Here is a 25,387-nt window from a genome sequence, read left to right as displayed (position 1 = left end):
ACGCGCGCCGGTCACTGGCCTCAGAACCCTGTCGAGGTCACTTCCGGGTAGTACCGGCGGAACTTGCGCACCTGGTTGACCAGCGCCATCCACACGTACAGGCGTCGACGGGGCGACAGGTCACCCCGGTACGCCAACGGGTGCGCCACCGCGTTGGCCTTGATGAGTCTGCGGACCCACGCCGCGAGCTGCGGGTCGCGCACGTAGCGCAGCAGCAGCCGGTGCGGGACCACCGCGTAGAGGATCTCCCGGTCGACGACGACCGGCGGCACCGACCGGCCCTCGACGGCGTCCTCGACCACGAACCGCATCGGGTTGGCTCCGGCCGCGGTCACGTAGTAGTTGTTCCGGCCGATCCGCGGGTTGACCTCGAAGAACCGGAACTGGCCGGTGCGCGGGTCGACCTTCACGTCGAAGTTGGCGAACCCCCGGTACCCGGTCGACGCCAGGAACGTCCGCGCCTGCGCGAGCATCGGGTCGTCGCGGTACGTGATCATCGCCGCCGGGTTGCCGAGCCCGGACGGGGTGTGCTCCTCGAGCAGCACGTGCGCCGAGGCGAGCAGGGTGATCTCGCCGCGGGTGTCCACGTAGGCGGTGATGGACCGCATCTGGGTGTCGTCGCCCGGCACGAGCTCCTGCACGACGAACCGGCCCCGGTACCCCGCGGTCCGCAACGCGTCCCAGAGCCAGTCGAGCTCCTCGGGCGTCGCGATCTCGAAGACCTTCTTCTTGCCCTCGAACTCGACGTCCTGGTAGTCCGCGCTGCTGGCGGCCTTCGCGATCAGCGGGAACTCCAGGTCGACCGCGACGGCCTCCCACGGCTCCGCGGAGCCGAACTCCTGCACGAGCGTCCGCGGGACGGAGATGCCGAGGTCGTCGCAGATCTGCGCGAACGTGGCCTTGTCCGAGATCTGGTCGAGCAGGTGCTCGGACAGGAACGGGACCACGTAGTACTGCTCGAGCAGCGCGCGGTGCTGCACCACGACCCGGACGAGCCAGTCCGAGTTGGCCATGAGCAGCAGCCGACGGTCCGGCATCGACTGCGCGACCGCCACGAGCCGGTCCACCAGCTGGCGGGGGTCGTGGCCGTCGTCGACGATCTCGTGCCGCACGATCCGCGAGTGGGCCACGGGCCCCAGGGCGGCACCGGCGACGACCACCGAGGAGACGCCGTAGGCCTCGTGGAACGACCGGGCCAGCGCGTACACGCCGATGTCGGCGCCCAGGATGACGGGCTGCAGCGGCCCGGAGACCGCTGCAGCCGAGGACCCGTCGCTCACGCGGTCTGCTCGGAGCGGTCGCCCGACCAGGTGGTGTGGAAGGTGCCGTCCTTGTCCGTGCGGCGGTACGTGTGCGCGCCGAAGAAGTCGCGCTGCGCCTGGATCAGCGCGGCAGGGAGGCGCTCGGCGCGGACACCGTCGTAGTACGCGAGCGACGACGAGAACGCCGGGGTGGGCACGCCGTGCAGCGCGGCACCCGCGACGATCCGGCGCCACGCCTCGACGCCGTTGCCGACCGCACCGGTGAAGTACTCGTCGGCGAGCAGCAGGGGCAGGTGCGCGTCGCGCTCGTACGCCTCGGTGATGCGGTTGAGGAACCGCGCGCGGATGATGCAGCCGCCCCGCCAGATGCGGGCCATGGCGCCGCGGTCGATGTCCCAGCCGAACTCGGCGCTCGCCGCGGCGATCTGGTCGAAGCCCTGCGAGTACGCGACGACCTTGGACGCGTACAGCGCGAGCCGGACGTCCTCGATGAACGCGTCGCGGTCCGTGACGTCCCACGCCGTGGTGTGGGCCTGCAGGACGCCGGCTGCGGCCGTGCGCTGCGGCACAGAGCCGGACAGCGCACGGGCGAACGTGGCCTCCGCGATGCCGGTGATCGGCACCCCGAGGTCGAGGCCGTTCTGCACGGTCCAGCGCCCTGTCCCCTTCTGCTCCGCCTGGTCGAGCACGATGTCGACGAACGCCGACCCCGTCTCGGCGTCGACGTGCTGCAGGACGTCCGCGGTGATCTCGATGAGGAACGACTCGAGGTCGCCGGTGTTCCAGTCGGCGAAGATCTGCCCGATCTCCGCCGCCGAGGCACCCAGCCCCTGCCGCAGGAGGTCGTACGCCTCCGCGATGAGCTGCATGTCCGCGTACTCGATGCCGTTGTGCACCATCTTCACGAAGTGCCCGGCGCCGTCGGGGCCCACGTAGGTGCAGCACGGCACGCCGTCGACCTTGGCCGAGATCTTCTCGAGGATCGGGCCGAGCGACTCGTACGACTCCTTGGTTCCGCCGGGCATGATCGACGGGCCGAGCAGCGCGCCCTCCTCGCCGCCGGAGACGCCCGAGCCCACGAAGTGCAGCCCCTTCTCGCGCAGCGCAGCCTCCCGCCGGATCGTGTCCGGGAAGTGGGCGTTGCCGGCGTCCACGACGATGTCACCCTCCTCCAGGAAGGGCACCAGCTCGTCGATGACGGCGTCCGTGGGGCCACCGGCCTTCACCATGACGACGACCTTGCGGGGCCGGGCCAGCGACGCGACGAAGTCCTCGACCGACTCGGACGGGACGAACGCGCCCTCGTCACCGTGGTCCGCCACCAGCGACTCGGTCTTGGCGTACGAGCGGTTGTGGATCGCCACCGTGAAGCCGTTGCGGGCAAAGTTCCGGGCGAGGTTGCGGCCCATCACCGCCAGCCCGGTGACACCGATCTGCGCGGTTCCGGTGGCGGTTCCTGAGGCGACCATGCGGGAGAGCTCCTTCGATCGACGGCCCGGCTCGTACGCGTCCGCGACGGCGACGAGCACATGGGGGGCACGTGCGGGCGCAGGTCGGGCAGGGCGACGTCCGGGGGTTCTGGGTGCGCGGTCAGCCTAGTCCGGTGTGCACGCGCGAGGGCGGGCGGGCCGGACCGCGAGACGGTCCCCGGTTGCGGGCTCGTTCGCCGCGCGTAGCGTCGGTCTCTCTCGACGACGAGGCCTCAGGGGGCACTGATGGTTGCGCGCACACAGTCCGAGCCGATCCGGACCGACCCCGACCTCCCGCCCGTCGCGGTCGTGGAACGGGGACCGATGCCCGCGTCGCGGCGCGTCCTGTTCACCGTCATCGCCCTGGTCGGCGCGGTCGCCTGGTCGGTCGTCGCGCTGGCGCGCGGCGAGCAGATCAACGCCGTGTGGATCGTGTTCGCCGCCGTCTGCACCTATGTGATCGCGTACCGGTTCTACTCGCGGCTCGTCGAGGCGAAGATCGTGCGGCCGCGCAACGACCGTGCGACCCCGGCCGAGCTGCACGACAACGCCAAGGACTTCATGCCGACCGACCGGCGCGTCCTGTTCGGGCACCACTTCGCCGCGATCGCCGGTGCGGGCCCGCTCGTCGGCCCCGTGCTGGCGGCCCAGATGGGCTACCTGCCGGGCACGATCTGGATCGTCGTCGGCTGCGTCCTCGGTGGCGCCGTCCAGGACTACCTGGTGCTGTCGATCTCGGTCCGGCGCCGTGGGCGCAGCCTGGGTCAGATGGCGCGCGACGAGCTCGGACGGTTCGGCGGCGTCGCGGCGCTCGTCGCCGTGTTCGTCATCATGATCATCATCATCGCCGTCCTGGCGCTCGTGGTCGTCAACGCCCTGGCGGAGAGCCCGTGGGGTGTGTTCTCCATCGCGATGACGATCCCGATCGCGCTGTTCATGGGCGTCTACCTGCGCTTCCTGCGACCCGGCCGGATCTCCGAGGTCACGGTGATCGGCGTCGGGCTGCTGCTGCTCGCGATCGTCGCCGGCGGCTGGGTGGCCGAGACGGCGTGGGGACAGGACTGGTTCACCCTGAGCCCGGTCGCGCTCGCGTGGTGGCTGGCCGCCTACGGCTTCGCGGCGTCGGTCCTTCCGGTGTGGCTGCTGCTCGCGCCGCGTGACTACCTGTCGACCTTCATGAAGGTCGGGGTGATCGTGCTGCTCGCGGTCGGCATCCTGATCGCGCGACCGGAGGTGCAGGCACCGGCCGTGTCGTCGTTCGCACTCCGCGGCGACGGACCGGTGTTCGCCGGCACGCTGTTCCCGTTCCTCTTCATCACCATCGCGTGCGGCGCGCTGTCCGGGTTCCACTCGCTCATCGCGTCCGGGACCACACCGAAGCTGCTGGAGAAGGAGAGCCAGGCCCGGCCCATCGGGTACGGCGCCATGCTCACCGAGTCGTTCGTCGCCGTGATGGCCCTGATCACCGCGGTGATCATCGACCAGCACCTGTACTTCGCGATGAACGCGCCGGCGGGCGCCACGGGCGGCACGCCCGAGACGGCGGCCGAGTACGTCAACGGTCTCGGCCTGAGCGGGCCGCCGATCACCGCCGGGGAGATCGAGCGTGCTGCCGAGGTGGTCGGCGAGGAGTCGGTCGTCTCCCGGACCGGCGGCGCGCCGACGCTCGCGTTCGGCATGTCGCAGGTGCTCAGCTCGGTCTTCGGCGGCACCGGGCTGGCCGCGTTCTGGTACCACTTCGCGATCATGTTCGAGGCGCTGTTCATCCTCACGACGGTCGACGCGGGCACCCGCGTCGCGCGGTTCATGCTCTCCGACAGCCTCGGCAACCTCGGCGGCCCCCTGCGCAAGTTCCGCGACCCGTCGTGGCGCGTCGGGGCGTGGATCTGCTCGGTCGTGGTCGTCGTCCTGTGGGGAGCGATCCTCCTGATGGGGGTCACCGACCCGCTGGGCGGGATCAACACCCTGTTCCCGCTCTTCGGGATCGCGAACCAGCTGCTCGCCGCGATCGCCCTCACCGTCGTGACGGTCGTCGTCGTCAAGAAGCAGCTCTACCGCTGGGTGTGGATCCCCGCCGTCCCCCTGGTCTGGGACCTGGTCGTGACGATGACCGCGTCGTACCAGAAGATCTTCTCCAGCGAGCCGCGCATCGGGTACTGGGCCCAGCACCGGGCGTTCCAGGACGCCAAGGCCGCCGGCGAGGAGACGTTCGGCGTCGCGACGTCCCCCGAGGCGATGGACGCGGTCATCCGCAACACGGCGATCCAGGGGACGTTGTCGATCATCTTCGCCGTCCTGGTGCTGATCGTGGTGCTGGTCGGCGCCGCCGTGATCGTGCGGTCGGTGCGCGCCGGTGGTCTGCCCACCACGGAGGAGCCGGACGAGCCGTCGCGCATCTTCGCCCCGCGCGGGATGGTCCCGACGGCCGCCGAGCGAGAGGTCCAGGCCCTCTGGGACGCGCGCGAGCGCGAGCACGCCACGACGGGAGCGGGATCGTGACCGCGCGTCGCGCTCTGCAGGCGCTGGTGCGGACCGGCCGGTCGGTGCGGTGGTACGCGGCCGCGCTCCTCGGCGACCACGACTACGCCCGCTACGTCGCGCACGTCGCGCGCGTGCACCCCGGCACCGACCCCGGCTCGGAGGCCGCCTACTGGCGCGCACGTCACGCGGAGCAGGACGCCCACCCGGGGGCACGATGCTGCTGACCGAGCGGCGCCCGGGGGCGCCAGAACCCGCGGGAACGCGCCGCACGAGCGGCGTGCCGGACACGCGTACAGAGCCGCCCAGCCGTACGCTCCACAGCGTGACACCCGCTGGTCCAGACGACGTCCCCGCCGAGTTCGTCAACGCGCTGCGCTCGTTGCGCCGGGTGACGATCCGCCCCGAGGTGGTCCTCGACGAGGTTCCCGGTCCGGCCCGCATCGCCCCCTTCTCCGCCGCGCTCACCGCGGAGGTGCGCACGGCCCGTCGGTCCGTCGCCGCCGCGGAGCTCGCGTCGGGGCGCTTCGTCGTCCTGTACGACCCCGCCGGGCAGGAGGCCTGGGAGGGTCGGTTCCGGCTGGTCACGCTCGTGCGGGCGACCCTCGAGGCCGAGGTGGGCGCGGATCCTCTGCTCGCGGAGGTGGCGTGGACCTGGTTCACGGACGCGCTCGAAGGTTCGGGCCTCGACACGCACGCCGCCGGTGGGACCGTCACCCGGGTGCTGTCGCAGAGCTTCGGCGCCCTGGAGCGCCGGTCCGAGCAGACCGAGCTGGAGATCCGGGCGTCGTGGACTGCGGCCGACGAGGATCTCGGACGCCATCTCCAGGCCTGGGGGACCCTGCTGTGCACCGCAGCAGGGCTGGAACCACTGCCCGACGGCGTCATCGCCTTCGGGCCACGGCGCTGATCGCAGGCTCGGGGGGGCCCACTCACAGGAACCGGCTCAAGTCAACGGGTCACGATGCCGATGACTGGCACGTGACCATCGAGCCTCTGCGACGCGACCTGGCCCCGGCCCGACGGCCCGAGCTCAGGCCCAACGCGCCCGGCTCGCGCACGCAGCCGCCGCAGTCCACCCAACAGATGTGCGTCGTGGTGACCGAGGTCGCCGACGGCGACGGCGCTCCCCTGGTGCGCAACCTGCGCCGCCGCGGCGCTCCGCGGGTCGTGGTGCTGACCCGGCGCGCGAGCCGCCCGGAGCTCGGCATCCTGCTGCAGGGCGGGCTGCGCGGTGTCGTCGCCGGCTCCATCGCGCCGAGCCTGCAGCGCGCCGCGGTCGCCGCTGCGCCCCCGCCGCCGCTCCCCGACCTGACCGCGCGGGAGATCAGCGTCCTCAAGCTCGTCGCCGACGGACGGACCAACCGCCTCATCGGTGAGGACCTCGGACTGTCGGCCTTGACCGTGAAGAGCCACCTGGCCCGGATCTCGCGCAAGCTCGGCACCGGTGACCGTGCTGAGCTCGTCGCCATCTCCATCCGCGGCGGCGTGCTCGCCTGACCTGCGTGTACAGGTGGCGTCGGGGTGGAAGTACCCCACGGCGCGCGCAGCCTGCACAGAAGCGTCGGCGTCGTCGCTTACCGTGGACCTCATGCGACCTGAGGTGACCGCCGGCGCCCCGTCCGTGGGGCCCGTGCCGCCTCCGACCCCTGATCCTGAGGCGGAGGTCGACCTCCCGCAGGTCACCATGCTCACCGAGCCCGCCGAGGGCATCCCGCCCGTCGTGGAGACGCCCGAGGCCCTGGCCGCGGTGGTCGCCGCGTTCGGCGCCGGCACCGGACCGGTCGCCGTGGATGCCGAGCGCGCCTCGGGGTACCGGTACGGGCAGCGGACGTACCTGGTGCAGCTCCGCCGCGAGGGTGCCGGGACGGCGCTCATCGACCCCATCGCTGTGCCCGACCTGTCGGCGCTGTCCGACGCGCTCGTCGGCGTCGAGTGGGTCCTGCACGCCGCGTCGCAGGACCTCCCCGGCCTGGCCGAGCAGGGGCTGAAGCCGAGCCGGGTGTTCGACACCGAGCTCGGCGCCCGGCTCCTCGGCCTCGACCGGGTCGGACTGGCCGCCGTCGTCGCGGACGCCCTCGGGCTGGGGCTGGCCAAGGAGCACTCCGCGGTCGACTGGTCCACCCGGCCCCTGCCGTCCGAGTGGCTGCGATACGCGGCGCTCGACGTCGAGGTGCTGGTGGAGCTGCGCGAGGTGCTGGCCGAACGCCTCGCCGTCGCGGGCAAGGCCGAGTGGGCCGCGCAGGAGTTCGAGGCCGTCCGCACCGCGCCGCCGCCGCCACCGCGGGTGGAGCCGTGGCGCCGGGTGTCCGGACTGCACGCCATCCGCGACGCGCGCCGCCTGGCGGTCGTCCGCGAGCTGTGGCTCACCCGCGACCAGAACGCACGCACCCGCGACATCTCCCCCGGCCGCGTCCTGCCCGACCACGCGATCGTCGCCGCGGCGCAGGCGCTGCCGCGCTCGGTCCCGGAGCTGACGGCGCTGCCGGCGTTCGCGGGCAAGGGCACGCGCCGTCGGGCTGCTCTCTGGCAGTCGGCGGTCGACCGCGGTCTGGCCACCCCGGACGCCGACCTGCCGTCGGTGCGCGGTCCCAAGAGCGACGCCCCGCCGCCGCCCCGGGCGTGGGCCGAGAAGGACCCGGCCGCGGCCGCACGCCTGGTCGCGGCCCGCGAGGTGGTCACCGGCCTGTCGGCCACCCACGTGGTGCCGGCGGAGAACCTGCTGCAGCCCGACCTGCTGCGACGCCTGTGCTGGACACCGCCTGCCACGCTCGATGCCGAGGGGATCGCCGCGTTCCTGCAGGCCGGCGGTGCTCGGCCGTGGCAGATCGGGCTGGTCGCGCAGCCTCTCGCGGATGCGTTCGAGGCTCTCCCGCACGCCTGACGCCGGTGTTACTCTGGAGTAACTTATGGCTGGCCCTGCCCGGGAGACCCGGGTAGCGTCGGCCGTCGCGGGCCCGCTCTCGCGTGCTCGTCGGACACCGCCGTCCCGCCCTGGAGGCTCGATGCCCACCGCATCCCCCCGCCCCGCAGCACTGGTCCGCCGCGTCGTCTTCGTCGACGGGGTCCGCACCCCGTTCGGACGCGCGCGCAAGGACGGGCTGTACGCCCACACCCGCGCCGACGACCTCTCGGTCAAGACCGTTCGCGAGCTGCTCCGGCGGCACCCCCAGCTCCCGCCCGAGCGCATCGACGAGGTCGCCATCGCCGCGACCACGCAGCAGGGCGACCAGGGCCTGACCCTCGGCCGGACGGTCGGCGTGCTGGCCGGGCTCCCCCGGTCCGTGCCCGGGTACGCGATCGACCGCATGTGCGCCGGTGCGATGACCGCGGTGACGAACACGGCGGCCGCGATCGGCTTCGGTGCGCAGGACGTGGCCCTGGCGGGCGGTGTCGAGCACATGGGGCACCACCCGATGGGCTTCGACGCGGACCCGAACCCGCGGTTCCTGTCCGAGCGGCTCGTCGCGAACGACGCCCTCAACATGGGCGTCACGGCGGAGAACCTGCACGACAAGTTCCCCGCCCTGACGCGGGAGCGGGCGGACGCGTACGGCGTCGCCAGCCAGGACAAGTACGCCGCGGCGCTGGCTGCGGGCAAGATCGACCCCGACCTGGTCCCCGTCGCGCTGCGCGACCCGGAGAACGGCTGGGGGCTGGCCACGGCCGACGAGCCTCCGCGCCCCGGCACCACGGTCGAGGCGATCCAGAAGCTCTCCACGCCGTTCCGCGCGGGCGGCCGCGTCACCGCCGGCACCGCGGCGCCCCTGACCGACGGCGCCGCATCCTGCCTGCTCGCCGCCGAGGAGACCGCCGCCGAGCTGGGCCTGCCCACGCGCATGCGGATGGTGTCCTTCGCGTATGCCGGGGTCGAGCCCGAGATCATGGGCATCGGCCCGGTGCCGGCCACCGTCAAGGCGCTCGACCGGGCGGGCCTGTCCATCGAGGACATCGGCCTGTTCGAGATCAACGAGGCGTTCGCGGTCCAGGTGCTCTCGTTCCTCGACGCGTTCGGCATCGCCGACGACGACCCGCGCGTCAACCAGTACGGCGGGGCGATCGCGGTCGGCCACCCGCTGGCCTCGTCGGGCGTGCGCCTGATGACGCAGCTGGCCCGCCAGTTCGAGGAGAACCCGGACGTCCGCTTCGGCCTGACCACGATGTGCGTGGGGCTCGGCCAGGGCGGCACGGTCATCTGGGAGAACCCGCACCACGCCGACTACGAGCCTCTCGAGGGGACCGCCAAGTGAGCACGCCCACCGACACGCGCGCCGAGCGCGTCTCCCACGCCATCGCCCGTGACGTCACGCTGCCCGGCGGCGCCGGCACCCTGGTGCTCGTCACCATCGACAACGGCCTGGACCACACCAAGCCGACGACGCTCGGCCCGCTGGGCATCGCCGAGCTGACCGCCACGCTCACCGCCGTCCAGGCGCGCGTCGCGGCGGGTGAGGTCGCCGCCGTCGCCGTCACCGGGAAGCCGTACTACCTGGCCGCCGGCGCGGACCTCACGCAGATCGGGACCGTCCCCGGCCGCGAGGGAGCGCTCGAGCTCGGTCGCAACGGCCACCGCGCGTACGAGCTGCTGCACTCCATGGGGGTACCGACGTTCGCGTTCGTCAACGGGGTCGCTCTCGGCGGCGGCCTCGAGCTCGCGCTGAACTGCGACTACCGCACCGTGGCGTCCGACGTCCGCGCGCTCGCGCTCCCGGAGACCGGCCTGGGCCTGGTGCCCGGCTGGGGCGGCGCGTACATCGTGCCGCGGCTCGTCGGGGTCGAGAAGGCGCTCGACGTGATCCTCACCCGGCCCGCGGCCAACAAGCCGTTCGCCGCGGTCGAGGCCACGAAGATCGGTCTCATGGACGTCGTCCTCGACCCGGCCGACTTCCTCGAGGAGTCCATCCGCTGGGCAGCCCGCGTGGTCACCGGCGAGGTCGTCGTCCCGCGTCGCGAGCTCGACAGCGCCGAGATCTGGGACGGTGTCGTCGCCGCAGCCCGCCAGCGGCTGGACGCGGTGATCAACCGGTCCCGCCCGGCGCCGTACCGCGCGCTGGACCTGGTCGCCGCCGCGCGGACCGCGTCCCGCGAGGAGGCCTTCGCGGCCGAGGACGAGGCGCTCGCCGACCTGATCATGAGCGACGAGATGCGCGCGTCGGTGTACGCGTTCGGGCTCGTCTCCGGCGGCAAGAAGCCCGTCGGCGCTCCCGACCGCTCGCTCGCGCAGCCCGTCACCCGGGTCGGCATCGTCGGCGCCGGGCTCATGGCGGCGCAGATCGCGATGCTGTTCGCGCAGCGCCTCGGCGTCCCGGTCGTCATGCGCGACCTGGACCAGGAGCGCGTCGACAAGGGGCTGGCGGCGGTGAGGTCGTCCGTCGACCGCCTCACGTCGACCGGCCGGATGAGCGAGTCCGCAGCGAGCCGGCTGGTCGGCTCGATCCACGGCACGACGGACCTCGCGGAGTTCGCGACCTGCGACCTCGTCATCGAGGCGGTCACCGAGATCCTCGACCTGAAGAAGAAGGTGTTCGCGGAGCTGGAGACCGTCATCTCCCCGACGACGATCCTCGCGACGAACACCTCCGCGCTGTCGGTGACCGCGATGGCGGCCGACCTGCAGCACCCCGAGCGGGTCGTCGGGCTGCACTTCTTCAACCCCGTGGCCGCGATGCCGCTGGTGGAGGTCGTGCAGGCCGAGCGGACATCGCTCGAGGCGCTGGCCACCGGGTTCGCCGTCGCGGCCAAGCTGCGCAAGACGGCCGTCCTCGTCGCCGACCGTCCGGGCTTCGTCGTCAACCGGCTGCTCGTCCTGCTGCTCGGCGTGATCGTCGACGCCGTCGAGAAGGGCACGCCGGTCGAGGTCGCGGACCGTGCGCTGCGTCCGCTCGGCCTGCCGATGCCGCCGTTCGAGCTGTTCGACCTGGTCGGGCCCGCCGTCGGCCTGCACGTGCTGACGTCACTGCGCGAGGAGCTGGGCGACCGGTTCCCGCGCTCGCCCGGCCTCGAGAAGCTCGTCGCCGAGGGCACGACGGTGGTCCTGCCCGCGAAGGCGAAGGGTCTGCCCAAGCCGGTCGATCCCGCCATCCAGGCGGCGTTCAGCGAGACGTCGGGCACCCCGCTCGACGAGGCCGGCGTGCTCGACAGCGTGCTCACCGCCCTCACGGTCGAGGTCGGGCACATGCTCGAGGAGGGCGTCGTCGCCACCCCGCAGCAGATCGACCTGTGCATGATCCTGGGCGCCGGCTGGGGCTTCCACCTCGGTGGGCTCACGCCGTACCTGGACCGCACCGGTTACTCCGAGCGCGTGCTCGGTCGCCGGATCCTGCCCGACGGCGTCGCGAACGTGCCCGCCGTCTAGAAGACGCTCAGCCCCCGGTCCCGGAACGTCGAGCGCACGCGCTCGACGAGCTCCGGGGTCGGGGGTTGCGTGTCCCCCAGCTCGTAGCGCATCCCCAGCTCGTCCCACTTGTCGCGACCCATCTGGTGGAACGGCAGCACCTCGACGCGCTCGACCACGTCGCCCAGGGCGACGATGTGGCCCGCGACCGCCTCGACGTTCTCCGGCGCGTCGGTCAGGCCGGGGACGAGGACGAACCGCACCCACGTGCGTGTGCCGCTCTCGCGCAGCCGCTGCCCGAAGTCCAGCGTCGGCTGCAGCGCCCGGCCCGTGACACGTCGGTAGGTGTCCGGCAGACCCGACTTGATGTCGAGGAGCACCAGGTCGACGTCCGCGAGCATCGCGTCCGTGCACTGGCTGCCGAGGAACCCGGACGTGTCCAGCGTGGTGTGCACGTTCATGGCCTTCGCCCCGCGCAGGAGCCGCGCGACGAACGCCGGCTGCATCAAGGGCTCACCGCCCGAGATCGTCAGCCCGCCGCCGGTCGCCGCGAACACCGTCCGGTACCGGGCGACCCGCGCGAGGATCTCGTCGGCGGTCACGGCGGTCCCGCGCCGCATCTGCATGGTGTCGGGGTTGTGGCAGTACAGGCACTGCAACGGGCATCCCGCCAGGAACACCGTCAGCCGCGTACCGGGCCCGTCGACGGCGGTCACCAGCTCCCAGGAGTGCACCGACCCGAGGTCGCCCGCGCGCACGGCCGCCATCTTGGCGGCGTGGTCGAGCTCGACCGTCGAGAGACCGGCCGTGCCGGACCTCGCTCGGGGAAGACCCAGGTGCACGCTCGGCCACGGAGCCACGTCGTGCACCTGGGTGGTCTCTGTCATCGTCGGTCCGCTCACACCGAGCCGTGGAACGTCCGGGACAGCACGTCGAGCTGCTGCTCGCGGGTGAGCCGCACGAAGTTCACGGCGTAGCCCGACACCCGGATCGTCAGCTGCGGGTAGTCCTCGGGGTGCTCCATGGCGTCCTCGAGGGTCTCGCGGTTCAGCACGTTGATGTTCAGGTGGTAGCCCGACGACATCATGTACGCGTCCAGCAGTCCGACCAGGTTGGTCACCTGCTCGTCACGCGTGCGGCCGAGACCGGTCGGGACCACCGACGACGTCAGCGAGATCCCGTCCATCGCCTCGGCGTACGGGATCTTCGCCACCGACAGCGCGGACGCGAGCATCCCGTGCGAGTCCCGGCCGTTCATCGGGTTGGCACCCGGTGCGAACGGCTGGCCGGCGCGGCGACCGTCGGGCGTGGAGCCCGTGGACTTCCCGTAGACCACGTTCGAGGTGATGGTCAGCACGGACTGCGTGTGGATCGAGTCGCGGTACGTGGGGGTGCGACGGATCTTGGTCATGAAGGTCTCGACCAGCCAGACCGCGATCTCGTCGGCCCGGTCGTCGTCGTTCCCGTAGGTGGGGAACTCGCCGTCCACCGTGTACTCGGTGACCAGGCCGTCGGCGTTCCGCACCGGGTGGACGCCGGCGTGCTTGATGGCGGAGAGCGAGTCGGCCACGACGGACAGCCCGGCGATCCCGCACGCCATGGTCCGCAGCACCTCGCGGTCGTGCAGCGCCATCTCGAGGCGCTCGTACGCGTACTTGTCGTGCATGAAGTGCACGCAGTTGAGCGCGTCGACGTAGGTCTGCGCGAGCCAGTCGAGCATCACGTCGAGCTTGGCGACCACGTCGCCGTACTCGAGGACGTCCCCGACGACGGCCGGCGCGGCGGGCGCCACCTGCTTCCCGGTGAGCTCGTCACGGCCCCCGTTGATCGCGTACAGCAGGGCCTTGGCCAGGTTGACCCGGGCGCCGAAGAACTGCATCTGCTTGCCGACGCGCATGGGCGACACGCAGCAGGCGATCGCGGCGTCGTCACCCCATGCCTCACGGATGAGGTCGTCCGACTCGTACTGCAGCGCGGACGTGTCGATGGAGACCTGCGTGCAGAAGCGCTTGAACCCGTCGGGCAGCCGGTCCGTCCAGAACACCGTCAGGTTCGGCTCCGGCGCCGGGCCCAGGTTGTAGAGGGTCTGCAGGTACCGGAACGAGTTCTTGGTGACCAGCGTGCGCCCGTCCTGGCCCATCCCACCGATCGACTCGGTCACCCAGGTCGGGTCGCCGGAGAACAGCTCGTCGTACTCGGGGGTACGCAGGAACCGCACGATGCGGAGCTTGATCACCAGGTCGTCGATGAGCTCCTGGGCGTCCCGCTCGGTCAGCCGGCCCGCGGCGAGGTCACGCTGCAGGTACACGTCGAGGAACGTCGAGGTACGGCCCAGCGACATCGCCGCGCCGTTCTGCTCCTTCACGGCGCCGAGGTACGCGAAGTAGAGCCACTGGACGGCTTCCTTCGCGGTCGTCGCCGGACCGGAGATGTCGTACCCGTACGACGCGGCCATGGTCTTGAGCTCGCCCAGCGCCCGGATCTGCTCGGCGTTCTCCTCGCGGTCGCGGATGATGTGCTCCGACGAGCGCTCGCGGTCCAGCTCGGCGCGGTCCTTGCGCTTGCCCGCGATCAGCGCGTCGACCCCGTACAGGGCGACGCGGCGGTAGTCGCCGATGATCCGGCCGCGCCCGTACGCGTCGGGCAGGCCCGTGATCAGGTGGGCCGAGCGCGCGGCGCGCACGTCCGGCGGGTAGACGTCGAAGACGCCGTCGTTGTGCGTCTTGCGGTACTTGGTGAAGATCTCGCCGACGATCGGGTCGGGCTCGAACCCGTAGGTCTCGAGCGCCTTCTCGACCATCCGGTAGCCACCGTTGGGCATGATCGCGCGCTTCAGCGGCGCGTCCGTCTGCAGGCCCACGATGAGCTCGTTGTGGCGGTCGATGTAGCCGGGCTCGTGCGACGTGATCGTCGACGGCGTGTGCTGGTCGACGTCGTACACGCCGCGCGCGCGCTCGGCCGGGAACATCGCGGTCAGCCGCGCCCACATCGCGGTCGTGCGCGGCGTGGGACCGGCGAGGAACGACGCGTCGCCGGTGTACGGCGTGTAGTTGCGCTGCACGAAGTCCCGGACGTCGATCGCGTCCGTCCAGGGCCCTTCGGCGAAGCCGCGCCACGCCGGCTGCAGTGCGGGCTCGGTACGGGCGTTCACGGACAGGGTGCTGGTGGACATCTGCTGCTCCTCCGACGGTGGTCGATGTATTCGACGCTACGGAGGAATTGATCCCATGTCTCGGGACGAAAGGCCCTAAGTCTGGGAGGGACGGCGAGACGTGAATCACCGCCCCGGACGGGGCGACAGGTCCAGATCTCAGGGGGTGCGGCCCAGCGCCGCCAGGACGTCGCGACCGATGTCGCCCGGACCGAGCCGGAGCTCGGTCACCAGCTGCTCGCGGGTGGCGTGGTCGAGGAAGGTGCGCGGGATCCCGACGGCCTGCACGGGGGTGCCGATCCCCGCCTCGCGTGCCCGCTGCGCCACCAGCGACCCGAGGCCACCGTCGACGACGCCGTCCTCGATGGTGAGCACGTGGTCGTGGTCCCCCACCAGCTTGGTGAGCGCCGCGGAGACCGGCATGACCCAGCGCGGGTCGACGACCGTGACGCGCAGACCGTGCGCAGCGAGCAGGTCCGCGGTCTCGAGCGCGGTCGGCGCCATCGCGCCGTACCCGATGACGAGCACGTGCTGCGCGTCGGCGGGACCGTCGTGCCGGGCGAGGACGTCGACGCCGTCGAGGTGGTCGACCGCCGGGACCGGGTCGACCAGCGCACCCTTCGGGTACCGGATCACAGTGGGGGCGTCGTCGACGTCGACCGCGGTGCGCAGCGCGTCGCGCAGGGTCTCCTCGTCGCGCGGAGCGGCCAGCCGCAGACCGGGGACGACGCCGAGCATCGCCATGTCCCACATGCCGTTGTGGCTCGCGCCGTCGGACCCGGTGAGCCCGGCGCGGTCGAGCACGAACGTCACGCCCGCCTTGTGCAGTGCGACGTCCATGAGGACCTGGTCGAACGCGCGGTTGAGGAACGTGGCGTACACCGCGACGACGGGGTGCAGTCCCCCGAAGGCCATCCCGGCCGCGGACGTCGCCGCGTGCTGCTCCGCGATCCCGACGTCGAACACGCGCGCCGGGAACTCCGCCGCGAACGGCGCGAGGCCGACCGGCTGGAGCATCGCGGCGGTGATGGCCACGACGTCCGGGCGGCGACGGCCGATGCGCACGAGCTCGTCGGCGAAGACGCTCGTCCACTCGAACCGCGAGGGCGCGACGGGCAGGCCGGTCTCGGGGTGGATCTTGCCGACCGCGTGGAACCGGTCCGCGACGTCCTGCTCGGCCGGGACGTACCCGCGGCCCTTCTCGGTGATGACGTGCACGATGACCGGACCGCCGAAGGCCTTCGCGTTGCGCAGGGCCTTCTCGACGGCCCGCACGTCGTGCCCGTCCACCGGGCCGACGTACTTGATGCCGAGGTCCTCGAACATGCCCTGCGGCGCGAGCACGTCCTTGATGCCCTTCTTCATGCCGTGCAGCGCGTCGTAGGTCGCGCGGCCGGGCGCACCCGACCGGCGCAGCGTGCGCTTGCCCCAGGACAGGACGTTCTCGTACCCCTGGGTCGTGCGGAGCGTGTCCAGGTGGTGCGCCAGGCCGCCGATGGTCGGGGCGTAGGACCGGCCGTTGTCGTTGACGACGATCACCAGCCGACGGTCCTGCCCGGCCGCGATGTTGTTGAGCGCCTCCCAGGCCATCCCGCCCGTCAGGGCGCCGTCACCGATCACCGCGACGACGTGCCGGTCGCCCCGGCCCTGCAGCTCGTTGGCCTTGGCGATGCCGTCGGCCCAGCTCAGCGCTGTGGAGGCGTGCGAGTTCTCGACGACGTCGTGCTCGGACTCCGCCCGGCTGGGGTACCCGGACAGGCCGCCCTTGCTGCGCAGCTGCGAGAAGTCGCGCCGACCGGTCAGCAGCTTGTGCACGTAGGCCTGGTGGCCCGTGTCGAACACCATGGTGTCCAGCGGCGACTCGAACACCCGGTGCATCGCGATGGTCAGCTCGACCACGCCCAGGTTGGGTCCGAGGTGACCACCGGTGCGGGAGACCTGCTCGACCAGGAACGTGCGGATCTCGGCGGCGAGGTCGTCGGCCTGCTGCGAGGTGAGCCGGCGCACGTCGTCCGGGGAGCTGATGCGGTCGAGCTGACCCATGGTGGTGCCTCCTCCTCCGGTGTGCGGCGACGATGCCGCACCGTGCGGACGCCGAAAGCTTGCCCACACTGTAGGCCGACCCGACGATACCCACGCGCTGACGCAGGTCAGCGCCGTGTGGAGGCCCCGTGAAGACGGGCCGACGAGCGACTACCATGGACAGGAAAGGGGGAAACCCATGCGCTTCCTGCCCGGCCACGCGGCCACCTCTGACCTCACGTACGGCGACGTCTTCCTCGTCCCGTCACGTTCCGAGGTCACCTCCCGCTTCGACGTCGACCTCACGGCCGTCGACGGCACCGGCACCACCATCCCCATCGTCGTCGCCAACATGACGGCGGTCGCCGGCCGCCGGATGGCCGAGACGGTCGCCCGGCGCGGCGGCATCACCGTCCTGCCCCAGGACGTGCCGACGGACGTGGTCGCCGAGGTCGTCTCGTCCGTCAAGGCGCGGCACACCGTCATCGAGTCCGCGGTCGTCGTCAGCCCGCACGACACGGTCCACACCGCCCTGACCCTCATCGGCAAGCGCGCGCACGGCGCCGCGGTCGTGGTCGACGGCGGCAAGCCGGTCGGGGTCGTCACCGAGGTCGACTGCCAGGGCGTCGACCGGTTCACCCAGGTCGAGCAGGTCATGAGCGCCCACCCGACCACCGTGGACCTCGCGATCGTCGAGCAGGGTGGCCTGCGCGGCCTGGAGGCGGCGTTCGAGAAGCTGCACGGCTCGCGCCGCAAGTTCTCCCCCGTCGTCCGCGACGGCGAGCTCGTCGGGGTGCTCACCCAGGTGGGTGCGCTGCGGTCGTCCATCTACCAGCCCGCCCTCGACGCCGACGGGCGCCTGCGCGTCGCCGCGGCCGTCGGCATCAACGGCGACGTCAAGCAGAAGGCCCTCGAGCTGCTGGAGGCCGGGGTCGACGTGCTCGTCGTCGACACCGCGCACGGCCACCAGCGCAAGATGCTCGACGCGCTCGGCGCGGTCCGCTCGCTCGACCCGCAGGTGCCGGTCGTCGCGGGCAACGTGGTCACGGCCGAGGGCACGCGTGACCTGATCGCCGCGGGTGCGGACATCGTCAAGGTCGGCGTCGGTCCCGGTGCCATGTGCACCACCCGCATGATGACCGCGGTCGGGCGCCCGCAGTTCTCCGCGGTGCTCGAGTGCGCCGCGGAGGCGCGCCGGCTGGGCAAGCACGTGTGGGCCGACGGCGGCGTCCGCCACCCGCGCGACGTCGCGCTGGCGCTCGCGGCCGGTGCGTCGCAGGTCATGGTCGGGTCCTGGTTCGCCGGCACGCACGAGTCGCCCGGCGACCTGCACGAGGACGGCAACGGTCGCCTCTACAAGGAGAGCTTCGGCATGGCGTCCGCGCGTGCCGTCGCGGCCCGCACCCGGGGCGGCTCGGCGTTCGACCGGGCCCGCAAGGCGCTGTACGAGGAGGGCATCTCGTCCTCCCGGATGTTCCTGGACCCCCGTCGCCCCGGCGTCGAGGACCTCATCGACCACATCACCGCGGGCGTCCGCTCCGCCGCGACGTACGTCGGCGCGACGTCGCTCGACGAGCTCCACGAGCGCGCCGTGGTCGGCATCCAGTCGGCGGCCGGCTACGAGGAGGGGCGCCCGCTGCCCGACGGGTGGTGACCGGCATGCGGCCGGTCCTGGTGGTCATGCACGCCCCGCACGAGGGACCCGGGCTCATCGCGCGTGGTGTCGACGCGCCCGTCCGCGTCCGCACCGTCCTCGACCTCGACGACGCCCGCCTCCCGAGCCTCGACGAGGTGTCCGGCGTGGTCGTCATGGGCGGCCCGATGGACGCGGACGACGTGCCGGGCCATCCCGGTCTGGCGGCGGAGCGCGCCCTGCTGGCGGCCGCGGTCGACGCCGACGTGCCGGTGCTCGGGGTGTGCCTCGGGATGCAGCTCCTCGCGCTCGCGCTCGGCTCCCGGCTGCACCTGCGCGCCGCCACCGAGATCGGGTTCGCGCCGGTCGACGTCGTCGCGGAGGACCTGATGCTCGGCGCGCTCGGCGAGCGGCCCACCGTGCTGCACTGGCACTCGGACACGGTCGACCTCCCGAGCGGCGCCACGCTCCTGGCCTCGACGGAGGCGACCCCGGTGCAGGCGTTCCGGGCGGGCAGCGCGCTGGGCCTGCAGTTCCACCCCGAGCTCGACGCCGGGATGCTCGACCTGTGGCTCTCGACCCCGGACATGGTCGGCGAGCTGTCCCCCGAGGAGGTCGACGAGATCCGCGCGGCCGGCGCCGAGCACCTCCCGGGTCTGGTCCCCGCCGCGACGAAGATGTTCGCCGCGTTCGGAGAGCTCGTACGGGCTCGCGGATGACCGACCCGACGCCGGAGGTGCGTGGGGCGCGCGCCGAGCTCCTGGACCTGTGCGCTCGCGGCCTCGACTGGCGTGTCGACCCGGTCCGGGTGCTGGAGGACCCGTCGACCGCCCGCCCGGCCGCTGTCCTGGTCCTGTTCGGTGCGCTCGACGCGACCCCGTCGCGTGCGGCGGACCCCGTCGTCGCCCGCGACCTCGACGTGCTGCTCCAGCGTCGCTCCCAGGCCCTCGGCCACCACGCCGGGCAGATCGCCTTCCCCGGCGGCCGGTTGGAGCCCTCCGACGCCGGACCCCGCGAGGCCGCGGTCCGCGAGGCGGTCGAGGAGGTCGGGCTCGACGCGTCGGGCGTCGAGGTGCTCGGCACCCTGCCGCCGCTGCCCGTTCCCGTGAGCAACCACCTGGTCACGCCCGTCCCGGCCTGGTGGACCCGCCCGTCGCAGGTCGCGGCGGTCGACCACGCCGAGACGGTGGACGTGTTCCGGGTTCCCGTGGCGGACCTGCTGGAGCCCGCGAACCGCGCGAGCGTCGAGCACACGCGCTGGGGCCGCACCGTCCGTACCCCCGCGTTCACGGTCGACGGCATGCTGGTCTGGGGGTTCACCGGGATCGTGCTCGCCAGGATGTTCGACGCTCTCGGCTGGGCCGTGCCGTACGACGTGCACCGCACCGTGCAGGCCCGCTGACGTGGTGCACCCCGTCCCCGAGATCGAGGTCACGGCCGACCTCGCGCGCACGCTGCTGCGCGAGCAGCACCCCGACCTCGCCGACCTGCCCCTGACCTGGGCGGGCACCGGATGGGACAACGCGCTGTGGCGCGTCGGCGACCGGCTGGCGGCCCGGTTCCCCGTGCGGGCGGTCGCCGCCCCGCTGGTGGACCACGAGCAGCGCTGGCTGCCTGCCCTGGCGCCCCTGCTCCCCGTCGACGTCCCGACTCCGGTCCGCGTCGGCGTGCCGTCGTCGACCTACCCGTGGACGTGGAGCGTCGTCCCGTGGTTCGACGCCGTCGCCGCCCACCACACCCCCGTGGCGAGCCGCTCGGCGTGGGCGCCGGCGCTGGCCGAGGTGTTCGTCGCGCTGCACCTCCCCGCCCCGGACGACGCCCCGGTGAACCCGTTCCGCGGCGTGCCGATCGCGCCGCGCGAGCGGCCGCTGCGCGAGCGGCTGGAGCAGCTCGAGCTGCCCGAGGCCGACCGCGTCCTCGAGCGCTGGCGTGACCTGGCCGCCGCGCCTGCGTGGGACGGCCCGGCCCTGTGGCTGCACGGAGACCCGCACCCCGCCAACCTCCTGGTGCACGACGGCCGGCTGCGCGCGGTCATCGACTTCGGCGACGTGACCTCCGGCGACCCGGCGTCCGACCTGTCGACCGCCTGGCTCACGTTCGACGCCGACGGCCGCGACGCGTTCCGGGAGCGGTTGGCACCGGACGACGCGACCTGGCGCCGCGCGCGTGCCTGGGCGCTGCACATGGCCGTCGTGCTCCAGATGCATCCCGTCGACCACCCCACCCTCGCGGAGATCGGGCGGCACGGGATCGAGCAGGCGCTCGCCGACTGACTCGGCGGGATACTGGCGCGATGGCACACGAGCCCAGCAAGACCCAGCCCACCGACGCCGACGTCGACGCGTTCGTCGCGGCCGTGGAGCAACCGGTCCGCCGTCGTGACGCCGAGCGCCTGATCGAGCTGATGGCCCGGGTGACGGGCGAGCAGCCGCGGCTGTGGGGACCGAGCATCGTCGGCTTCGGCACCTACCACTACGCGTACCCGTCGGGCCGGGAGGGTGACGCGATCGCCGCGGGGTTCTCGCCGCGGAAGGCCGCGACGACGGTCTACCTCGCCGACGGCGTCGAGGCGCACGCCGACCTGCTCGCGAACCTCGGTCCGCACACGAGCTCCGTGAGCTGCGTCTACATCAAGGACCTCGACAAGGTCGACCTCGGCGTCCTCGAGGAGGCCGTCCGCCGCTCGTACGCCACCGTCACCGCGGAGAGCTTCGGCGACGCCGGGTGAGTGTCGGCGCCCGCACCTAGCCTGGCCGGATGCAGCACCGACCACTGGGCATCCTCGGTGTGCCGTCGAGCGCCGCCGCCCACGCCCCCGGCCTGGAACGCTCCCCCGCCGCCCTCCGCGCCGCCGGGCTCGTCCCCGCGCTCGAGCGCGCCGGTCGTCGCGTCGTCGACCACGGCGACACGTCGCCGGCCCGCTGGCGCCCCGACCCACCCGAACGGACCAACCCGCACGACGTGGCCCGTGTGGCGGATGTCCTGCAGAAGGCCCGAGCCGCCCTCGGCCCGGTGCTCGCGGCGGGCCACGTCCCGGTGGTGCTCGGCGGCGAGTGCACGGTGACGCTCGCGGTCGTCGCGGCGTCCGCCGACGCCGGGCTCGATCTCGGCCTGGTCTACGTCGACGGCGGCCAGGACCTCCAGCTCCCGGCGGACCACCCCGAGGAGCCGATCGCGGACTCCATGGGAGCGGCGCACCTGCTCGACCTCCCGGGTGCCCACCACGCCCTCGCGGGACTCGGCCCGCGACGCCCGCTCCTGCCGGCCGACCGCCTGTGCTTCGTGGGCTACGCCGACGACGAGGAGGACGTGCACGGCCTCGTCCCGTCCGCGCGGATCCCGGCCGCGACGGTGCTGGACGGCCCGGCCGCGGCCGCGCGACGGGCCGTCGCCGCCGTGGCCGGGGCGGCCGACGGCTTCCTCGTGCACCTCGACGTCGACGTGCTCGACATGTTCTCGCTGCCCCTCGCGGACATCCCGCAGTACGGCCGCGGACTGACCCCGCCGGTCCTGCGGGACCTCCTGGCGGGTCTCGTGGCCGATCCCCGCTGGTCCGGCCTCGTCGTCACCGAGGCGAACCCGTACCGCGACGACGAGCGCGGGACCTGGATGTCCGCCCTCGTCGACCTGCTCTCGTCCGCCCTCGCACCTGCCCGGTGACGAGGGCCGGACCACCCCGCTCAGGGCGGCATCCTGGTCACGCGCCCCACGACCGCGCTCGGCACGCGATGATGTCCGCCGTGAGCGACGCCTCGACCACCACCCCCGCACCGCGCGACGGCCTGCGCGCCTGGCTGCGTGACCTCGGCGCCGTCGTGGCCCAGGGCGCCCGGCTGTGGGCGCGCTCGTGGCCCCTGCTGCTCGTCATCGCGCTGCTCGCCGTCGCCGGCCGGCACGCCGCCGGCTGGGCCGCCGTCAACGCGTCGACCGTCAACAACACGCTCGGCTGGGCCGTGCTCGTGCTCGCGCCGCTGAGCATGGTCGCGGGGATCGTCGCGATGCTGCACGTGCTGCGCCGCGACCTGCCGGCGCTGGCCGCCCTCGGCCGCACGCGCGGCCCCGACGACGCCGCATCCGGTCACGAGCGCGGTCTGGTCGACGTGCTGGCCTCGGTGTTCGTGCCCTTCCTCGCGCTGTACGCGTCGTACGGGCTGCTGGACGAGGACCGGTCGAGGTTCCTCAACACCGCGGCGTTCCGGGAGTTCCGGGAGAACGGGTTCTCCCTGACCGGGGACGGTCCCGACGGCGGCTTCTCGGAGCTCGCCACGGGCTGGGGGCTGGTCGTCCTGGTCGTGGTGGCCGTCGTGGTCCGCTGGCTCCTGGGCCGCTGGGAGGGCCGGAGCCATCGGCGCGCGCTCGGTTTCGCCGGCGCGTACGTCGAGGCGTTCTGGCTGCTCGCCGTGGCGACGTTCGCGACAGGGCTCCTGGACCAGGTCTGGGCGTGGGTCGAGAGCCGGCGTGCGGTGTCGGTGGTGCTGGACTGGTGGCTCACGCTGCTCGACGCGCTCGGTCCGGTCGCCGCGCCGGTCGACGCGGTCGTGGACGCGGTCGCCGGCGTGCTGGGCAACCTCGACGACCTCGTCGTCATCCCGCTCGCGTGGCTCACCGTCGGAGCGGTCGTCTACGGGCACAAGCTCGCGGCACCGCCCCCGCTCCGGCCGCGCGTGCGCCTGACCGCGTGGCAGCGGATGCCCGCTCCTGTGCGTCGGTGGACCACCGAGGCCGCCGCCCCTGTCGTCGGCGACGTGCGGAGCCGCTTCACGGCCCTCACCGACGGGCTGCGCCGGCTCGCGGTCGCCGGGCTCGGGCCGATGCTCGTGTTCGCGCTCGCGTTCCTGGCCGCGACGCGCGTCGAGGAAGTGATCCTGCTGCTCGGCCGCGCGGTCGTCGGACCGCAGGACCTCGACACGTGGCTCGCGTTCGTCCCCATGGTGGCCTCCGTCGCGACCGCCGTCGGCCTGACGCTGACCATGGCGCTGCTCGCGGCCGGCGTGGACCGGATCCTCGCGGGCCAGGCAGCAGCAGCGGCGGCGGAGCCGGTGGCGAGCGAGGTCTAGTCCGGCACCTCGAGCTGCAGGTACTGCGGCTTCTGCCACCACAGCACCACCTCGGTGACCTCGGCGTCGTCGGGGAGGACGATCACCGGGGAGACGGACCACGTCGCTGGGCGGGGCGCAGACTCGCGCTCGCTGAGCACGTCGTCAAGGTCACCCAGCGACGGCGCCGGACCGGGGGTGTCCTCGGGGACGCACGGCACCACGGCCTGGAACGCACCCCACGCGTTCGCCTCGTACTCGTACCGGGTGCCGGCCGCGTCGCGCACCGCGAGCTCGCAGCCGGCGAGCACGATGTCGGGGTCGGCGCTCAACGTCAGGTCGACCCGCACGGCTCGGGTGCCGTCCGGAAGCTCCATGTCCCGGGGCAGGGTCGTCGCGTCGCCGACACCGTCGAGGTGCACCCGCACGTCGATCGGCATCGTGCCGCCCACGCCGTCGTACACCCGCTGGTGGAGCTCGCCGGTCGCGCCCGCGTCGACCGCGACGGGCGCGTGCAGGTCCTGCTCCCACCACAGCGTGCGCACGCGGTCGCCCGCCGCGACGACGGTGAGCACCAGCACGACGGGCAGCGCGGCCAGGGCCCACCTGTTGCGACGCCACCAACCGGCGGCGGGCGGTGTGACGGTCGGGCTGCTCACGACTCCCCCGGTGGCTCGTCGGACCGTGGGGGCACCGTGACCGGCGTGTCGTCCGCGGCCCACGCGTCCGCGTCGGCCTGCGTGAGGCCCAGGTCGATGTCGGCGAGGTCGTCGCTGCGCTGGTCCTCCAGGTTCAGGCCGATGCGCAGGTGCGCGCCCGGCAGGGCCTCGGGCGGGAGCTCGACGCTCACGGTGGCGTAGCGAGGCACCCCGGGCTGCGCGGTGCCGGGCAGGAACGACGAGCGCCCGCTCGTGAAGACCGTGTACGTCCGACCGTCTCCGCCGAGCAGCTCGGCGAACGAGAGCAGGCGCGGCTGCCCGGTCGCCACGATGGTCAGAGGGACCGTGAGGAACACGCCGGGTGTGGACAGCTGCGTCGTGCGGTCGACGCGGACGATCGTCGAGCCGTCCGGTTCACCGGCCGTCAGCCGCGCGTAGCGGAGCTCCACGGTCTCGCCGACCACCGTCGGCCGCACGAACGGCGCTGAGACGCGCTCGTCGACCGGGAACGCGGTGGCGACGACGTGACCGACAGCGAGGGCGGCGAGCACGGCCGCGCCGGCACCGAGCGTCTGCACGCGGGACCGGCTCGCACGCGCGGCGGGACCGACCGGCGCCGTGGGCTCAGGAACGCTCACGACTCGCCCTCGGCATCCGCGTCCGACCGGGCCTCGCGGACGTCGAGCTCGCCCCGCAACGCCGTCGCCGGCTCCCGCCAGCTGACGGTCGCGTCGAGGATGCCGCTGCCCCAGGTCTGCCGCTGCACCAGCACGGTCGCGCTCGTGGGCGGCGGGACCGACCCGTCCTGCTCGAAGAGGAACGCGGCCTCGTAGCTCAGGCCCGGCTGCACGGGGTTGAGCGACGAACCGTCCTCGAGGAGCGCGATCGACGAGGCCACCACACCGGGGGCCACCGATCCGGGTCTCGGCACCAGGCCGTCGACGTCGGCGAGCGTGAGTGCGTCCGCCAGGGTGTTCCCGAGGACCCCGGCGTCGGTCGTGTTGCGCACCGTGGCGACGACGCCGACCCAGCGGTTGGTCTTGTCGGACAGGTACTGCCCCGGCAGCTCCGTGGTCCACACGACGCGGTGCACGGTCAGCTCGAACGGTGCGACCTCGACGGGGACGTCGAGCACGAGCGCCTCGGGGCCGTCCTGCGTCTGCTCCCGCAGCCCACCGAACGCGGCCGTGACCGCCAGCAGCACGACGGCACCGCCGATCCCGATGCGCCGCAGCGGCTGGTCGAGTGCACGACGGGCCACGAGGCTGCCGCTGGCCCGAGCACGCGCACGCAGGTCAGGCGGGGCGGCGGGTCCGGGCACGGGAGCGAGTGTAAGGGCGACT

At 73.0% G+C, this 25,387-nt stretch carries 22 protein-coding genes; 14 read left to right on the top strand and 8 right to left on the bottom strand.

The annotated features are described in order from the left end of the window. Positions 1 to 20: 20 nt before the first annotated feature. Positions 21 to 1,280 (bottom strand): hypothetical protein, encoded by a 1,260-nt coding sequence (locus tag ASD16_RS05745; RefSeq protein ID WP_055913978.1) that lies wholly within the window; start codon positions 1,278 to 1,280, stop codon positions 21 to 23. Beyond that, positions 1,277 to 2,731 (bottom strand): NADP-dependent phosphogluconate dehydrogenase, encoded by a 1,455-nt coding sequence (gene gndA, locus ASD16_RS05740; protein WP_055915779.1) that lies wholly within the window; start codon positions 2,729 to 2,731, stop codon positions 1,277 to 1,279. The genes ASD16_RS05745 and gndA overlap by 4 nt, the downstream gene beginning before the upstream one ends. A gap of 246 nt (positions 2,732 to 2,977) precedes the next feature. Here gndA and ASD16_RS05735 point away from each other — a divergent pair, with 246 nt between their 5' ends. The 7 genes from ASD16_RS05735 (at position 2,978) to ASD16_RS05705 (ending at position 11,564) form a co-directional block, all read left to right on the top strand. After that, positions 2,978 to 5,230, top strand: a complete 2,253-nt coding sequence (locus tag ASD16_RS05735; protein ID WP_055913975.1) for a carbon starvation CstA family protein — start codon at positions 2,978 to 2,980, stop codon at positions 5,228 to 5,230. After that, on the top strand, positions 5,227 to 5,436 hold the full coding sequence (locus ASD16_RS05730) for a YbdD/YjiX family protein (RefSeq protein ID WP_235523120.1): 210 nt from the start codon (positions 5,227 to 5,229) through the stop codon (positions 5,434 to 5,436). Before ASD16_RS05735 ends, ASD16_RS05730 begins: the two co-directional genes overlap by 4 nt. Positions 5,437 to 5,534: 98 nt before the next feature. Beyond that, positions 5,535 to 6,119 (top strand): DUF3000 domain-containing protein, encoded by a 585-nt coding sequence (locus ASD16_RS05725; RefSeq protein WP_055913972.1) that lies wholly within the window; start codon positions 5,535 to 5,537, stop codon positions 6,117 to 6,119. A 71-nt stretch (positions 6,120 to 6,190) separates the two neighbouring features. After that, positions 6,191 to 6,709, top strand: coding sequence for a LuxR C-terminal-related transcriptional regulator (locus ASD16_RS22435; RefSeq protein WP_369817919.1), 519 nt, complete (start codon positions 6,191 to 6,193; stop codon positions 6,707 to 6,709). Between the two features lie 91 nt (positions 6,710 to 6,800). Beyond that, positions 6,801 to 8,093, top strand: coding sequence for an HRDC domain-containing protein (locus ASD16_RS05715; protein WP_082570704.1), 1,293 nt, complete (start codon positions 6,801 to 6,803; stop codon positions 8,091 to 8,093). Positions 8,094 to 8,214: 121 nt separating this feature from the next. Continuing rightward, positions 8,215 to 9,459 (top strand): thiolase family protein, encoded by a 1,245-nt coding sequence (locus ASD16_RS05710; RefSeq protein WP_055913969.1) that lies wholly within the window; start codon positions 8,215 to 8,217, stop codon positions 9,457 to 9,459. Next, on the top strand, positions 9,456 to 11,564 hold the full coding sequence (locus ASD16_RS05705) for a 3-hydroxyacyl-CoA dehydrogenase NAD-binding domain-containing protein (protein ID WP_055913966.1): 2,109 nt from the start codon (positions 9,456 to 9,458) through the stop codon (positions 11,562 to 11,564). The genes ASD16_RS05710 and ASD16_RS05705 overlap by 4 nt, the downstream gene beginning before the upstream one ends. Here ASD16_RS05705 and pflA read toward each other — a convergent pair. From pflA to dxs, 3 genes are all read right to left on the bottom strand, one after another. Then, positions 11,561 to 12,430 (bottom strand): pyruvate formate-lyase-activating protein, encoded by an 870-nt coding sequence (gene pflA, locus ASD16_RS05700; RefSeq protein WP_055915771.1) that lies wholly within the window; start codon positions 12,428 to 12,430, stop codon positions 11,561 to 11,563. The two genes, ASD16_RS05705 and pflA, sit on opposite strands and share 4 nt — an antisense overlap. Before the next feature lie 11 nt (positions 12,431 to 12,441). Further along, complete coding sequence (gene pflB, locus ASD16_RS05695) at positions 12,442 to 14,715, bottom strand: formate C-acetyltransferase (protein ID WP_055913963.1); 2,274 nt, start codon at positions 14,713 to 14,715, stop codon at positions 12,442 to 12,444. A 138-nt stretch (positions 14,716 to 14,853) separates the two neighbouring features. After that, a complete protein-coding gene (gene dxs, locus ASD16_RS05690; protein ID WP_055913960.1) occupies positions 14,854 to 16,737 on the bottom strand; it encodes a 1-deoxy-D-xylulose-5-phosphate synthase in 1,884 nt (627 codons plus the stop codon). 178 nt (positions 16,738 to 16,915) lie between these two features. Here dxs and ASD16_RS05685 point away from each other — a divergent pair, with 178 nt between their 5' ends. The 7 genes from ASD16_RS05685 to ASD16_RS05655 all read left to right on the top strand — a co-directional run bounded on the left by ASD16_RS05685 (position 16,916) and on the right by ASD16_RS05655 (position 23,406). After that, positions 16,916 to 18,370 (top strand): GuaB1 family IMP dehydrogenase-related protein, encoded by a 1,455-nt coding sequence (locus tag ASD16_RS05685; protein WP_055913957.1) that lies wholly within the window; start codon positions 16,916 to 16,918, stop codon positions 18,368 to 18,370. A 5-nt stretch (positions 18,371 to 18,375) separates the two neighbouring features. Further along, positions 18,376 to 19,068: a type 1 glutamine amidotransferase gene (locus tag ASD16_RS05680; protein ID WP_055915769.1), complete on the top strand. Its 693-nt coding sequence runs from the start codon at positions 18,376 to 18,378 to the stop codon at positions 19,066 to 19,068. Next, positions 19,065 to 19,751: a CoA pyrophosphatase gene (locus ASD16_RS05675; RefSeq protein ID WP_055913954.1), complete on the top strand. Its 687-nt coding sequence runs from the start codon at positions 19,065 to 19,067 to the stop codon at positions 19,749 to 19,751. Before ASD16_RS05680 ends, ASD16_RS05675 begins: the two co-directional genes overlap by 4 nt. Before the next feature lies 1 nt (position 19,752). Beyond that, positions 19,753 to 20,622 carry an aminoglycoside phosphotransferase family protein gene (locus ASD16_RS05670; protein ID WP_055913951.1) on the top strand — a complete coding sequence of 290 codons (870 nt, stop codon included), beginning with the start codon at positions 19,753 to 19,755 and terminating at the stop codon, positions 20,620 to 20,622. Positions 20,623 to 20,642: 20 nt separating this feature from the next. Beyond that, the gene (locus ASD16_RS05665) at positions 20,643 to 21,077 is read left to right on the top strand and encodes a DUF1801 domain-containing protein (protein WP_055913948.1); all 435 of its coding nucleotides are present in this window, start codon (positions 20,643 to 20,645) and stop codon (positions 21,075 to 21,077) included. 29 nt (positions 21,078 to 21,106) lie between these two features. Beyond that, positions 21,107 to 22,009 carry an arginase family protein gene (locus ASD16_RS05660; protein ID WP_055913945.1) on the top strand — a complete coding sequence of 301 codons (903 nt, stop codon included), beginning with the start codon at positions 21,107 to 21,109 and terminating at the stop codon, positions 22,007 to 22,009. Between the two features lie 80 nt (positions 22,010 to 22,089). Continuing rightward, entirely contained in the window at positions 22,090 to 23,406 is a 1,317-nt protein-coding gene (locus ASD16_RS05655; protein WP_157453796.1) for a hypothetical protein, read from the top strand. Here the strand turns inward: ASD16_RS05655 and ASD16_RS05650 are convergent. The 3 genes from ASD16_RS05650 to ASD16_RS05640 are packed head-to-tail and all read right to left on the bottom strand — an operon-like array spanning position 23,403 to position 25,365. After that, positions 23,403 to 24,044: a hypothetical protein gene (locus tag ASD16_RS05650; RefSeq protein WP_055913939.1), complete on the bottom strand. Its 642-nt coding sequence runs from the start codon at positions 24,042 to 24,044 to the stop codon at positions 23,403 to 23,405. The two genes, ASD16_RS05655 and ASD16_RS05650, sit on opposite strands and share 4 nt — an antisense overlap. Beyond that, entirely contained in the window at positions 24,041 to 24,682 is a 642-nt protein-coding gene (locus ASD16_RS05645) for a hypothetical protein (RefSeq protein ID WP_055913936.1), read from the bottom strand. Before ASD16_RS05645 ends, ASD16_RS05650 begins: the two co-directional genes overlap by 4 nt. Beyond that, complete coding sequence (locus tag ASD16_RS05640) at positions 24,679 to 25,365, bottom strand: hypothetical protein (protein ID WP_055913933.1); 687 nt, start codon at positions 25,363 to 25,365, stop codon at positions 24,679 to 24,681. The genes ASD16_RS05645 and ASD16_RS05640 overlap by 4 nt, the downstream gene beginning before the upstream one ends. Between the last annotated feature and the right edge of the window lie 22 nt (positions 25,366 to 25,387).

The organism is Cellulomonas sp. Root485, from assembly GCF_001426705.1.
GTDB lineage: Bacteria > Actinomycetota > Actinomycetes > Actinomycetales > Cellulomonadaceae > Cellulomonas.
Note: the sequence above shows the minus strand (reverse complement) of the source record. Positions and strands in the feature narration are given on the sequence as shown.

What these genes read in the sequence shown, in the direction of transcription:
- gndA (WP_055915779.1), bottom strand. Translation starts at nt 2,731, where the DNA reads ATGGTCGCCTCAGGAACCGCCACCGGAACCGCGCAGATCGGTGTCACC.
- ASD16_RS05735 (WP_055913975.1), top strand. Translation starts at nt 2,978, where the DNA reads ATGGTTGCGCGCACACAGTCCGAGCCGATCCGGACCGACCCCGACCTC.
- ASD16_RS05715 (WP_082570704.1), top strand. Translation starts at nt 6,801, where the DNA reads ATGCGACCTGAGGTGACCGCCGGCGCCCCGTCCGTGGGGCCCGTGCCG.
- ASD16_RS05710 (WP_055913969.1), top strand. Translation starts at nt 8,215, where the DNA reads ATGCCCACCGCATCCCCCCGCCCCGCAGCACTGGTCCGCCGCGTCGTC.
- pflA (WP_055915771.1), bottom strand. Translation starts at nt 12,430, where the DNA reads ATGACAGAGACCACCCAGGTGCACGACGTGGCTCCGTGGCCGAGCGTG.
- pflB (WP_055913963.1), bottom strand. Translation starts at nt 14,715, where the DNA reads ATGTCCACCAGCACCCTGTCCGTGAACGCCCGTACCGAGCCCGCACTG.
- dxs (WP_055913960.1), bottom strand. Translation starts at nt 16,737, where the DNA reads ATGGGTCAGCTCGACCGCATCAGCTCCCCGGACGACGTGCGCCGGCTC.
- ASD16_RS05685 (WP_055913957.1), top strand. Translation starts at nt 16,916, where the DNA reads ATGCGCTTCCTGCCCGGCCACGCGGCCACCTCTGACCTCACGTACGGC.
- ASD16_RS05680 (WP_055915769.1), top strand. Translation starts at nt 18,376, where the DNA reads ATGCGGCCGGTCCTGGTGGTCATGCACGCCCCGCACGAGGGACCCGGG.
- ASD16_RS05675 (WP_055913954.1), top strand. Translation starts at nt 19,065, where the DNA reads ATGACCGACCCGACGCCGGAGGTGCGTGGGGCGCGCGCCGAGCTCCTG.
- ASD16_RS05665 (WP_055913948.1), top strand. Translation starts at nt 20,643, where the DNA reads ATGGCACACGAGCCCAGCAAGACCCAGCCCACCGACGCCGACGTCGAC.
- ASD16_RS05660 (WP_055913945.1), top strand. Translation starts at nt 21,107, where the DNA reads ATGCAGCACCGACCACTGGGCATCCTCGGTGTGCCGTCGAGCGCCGCC.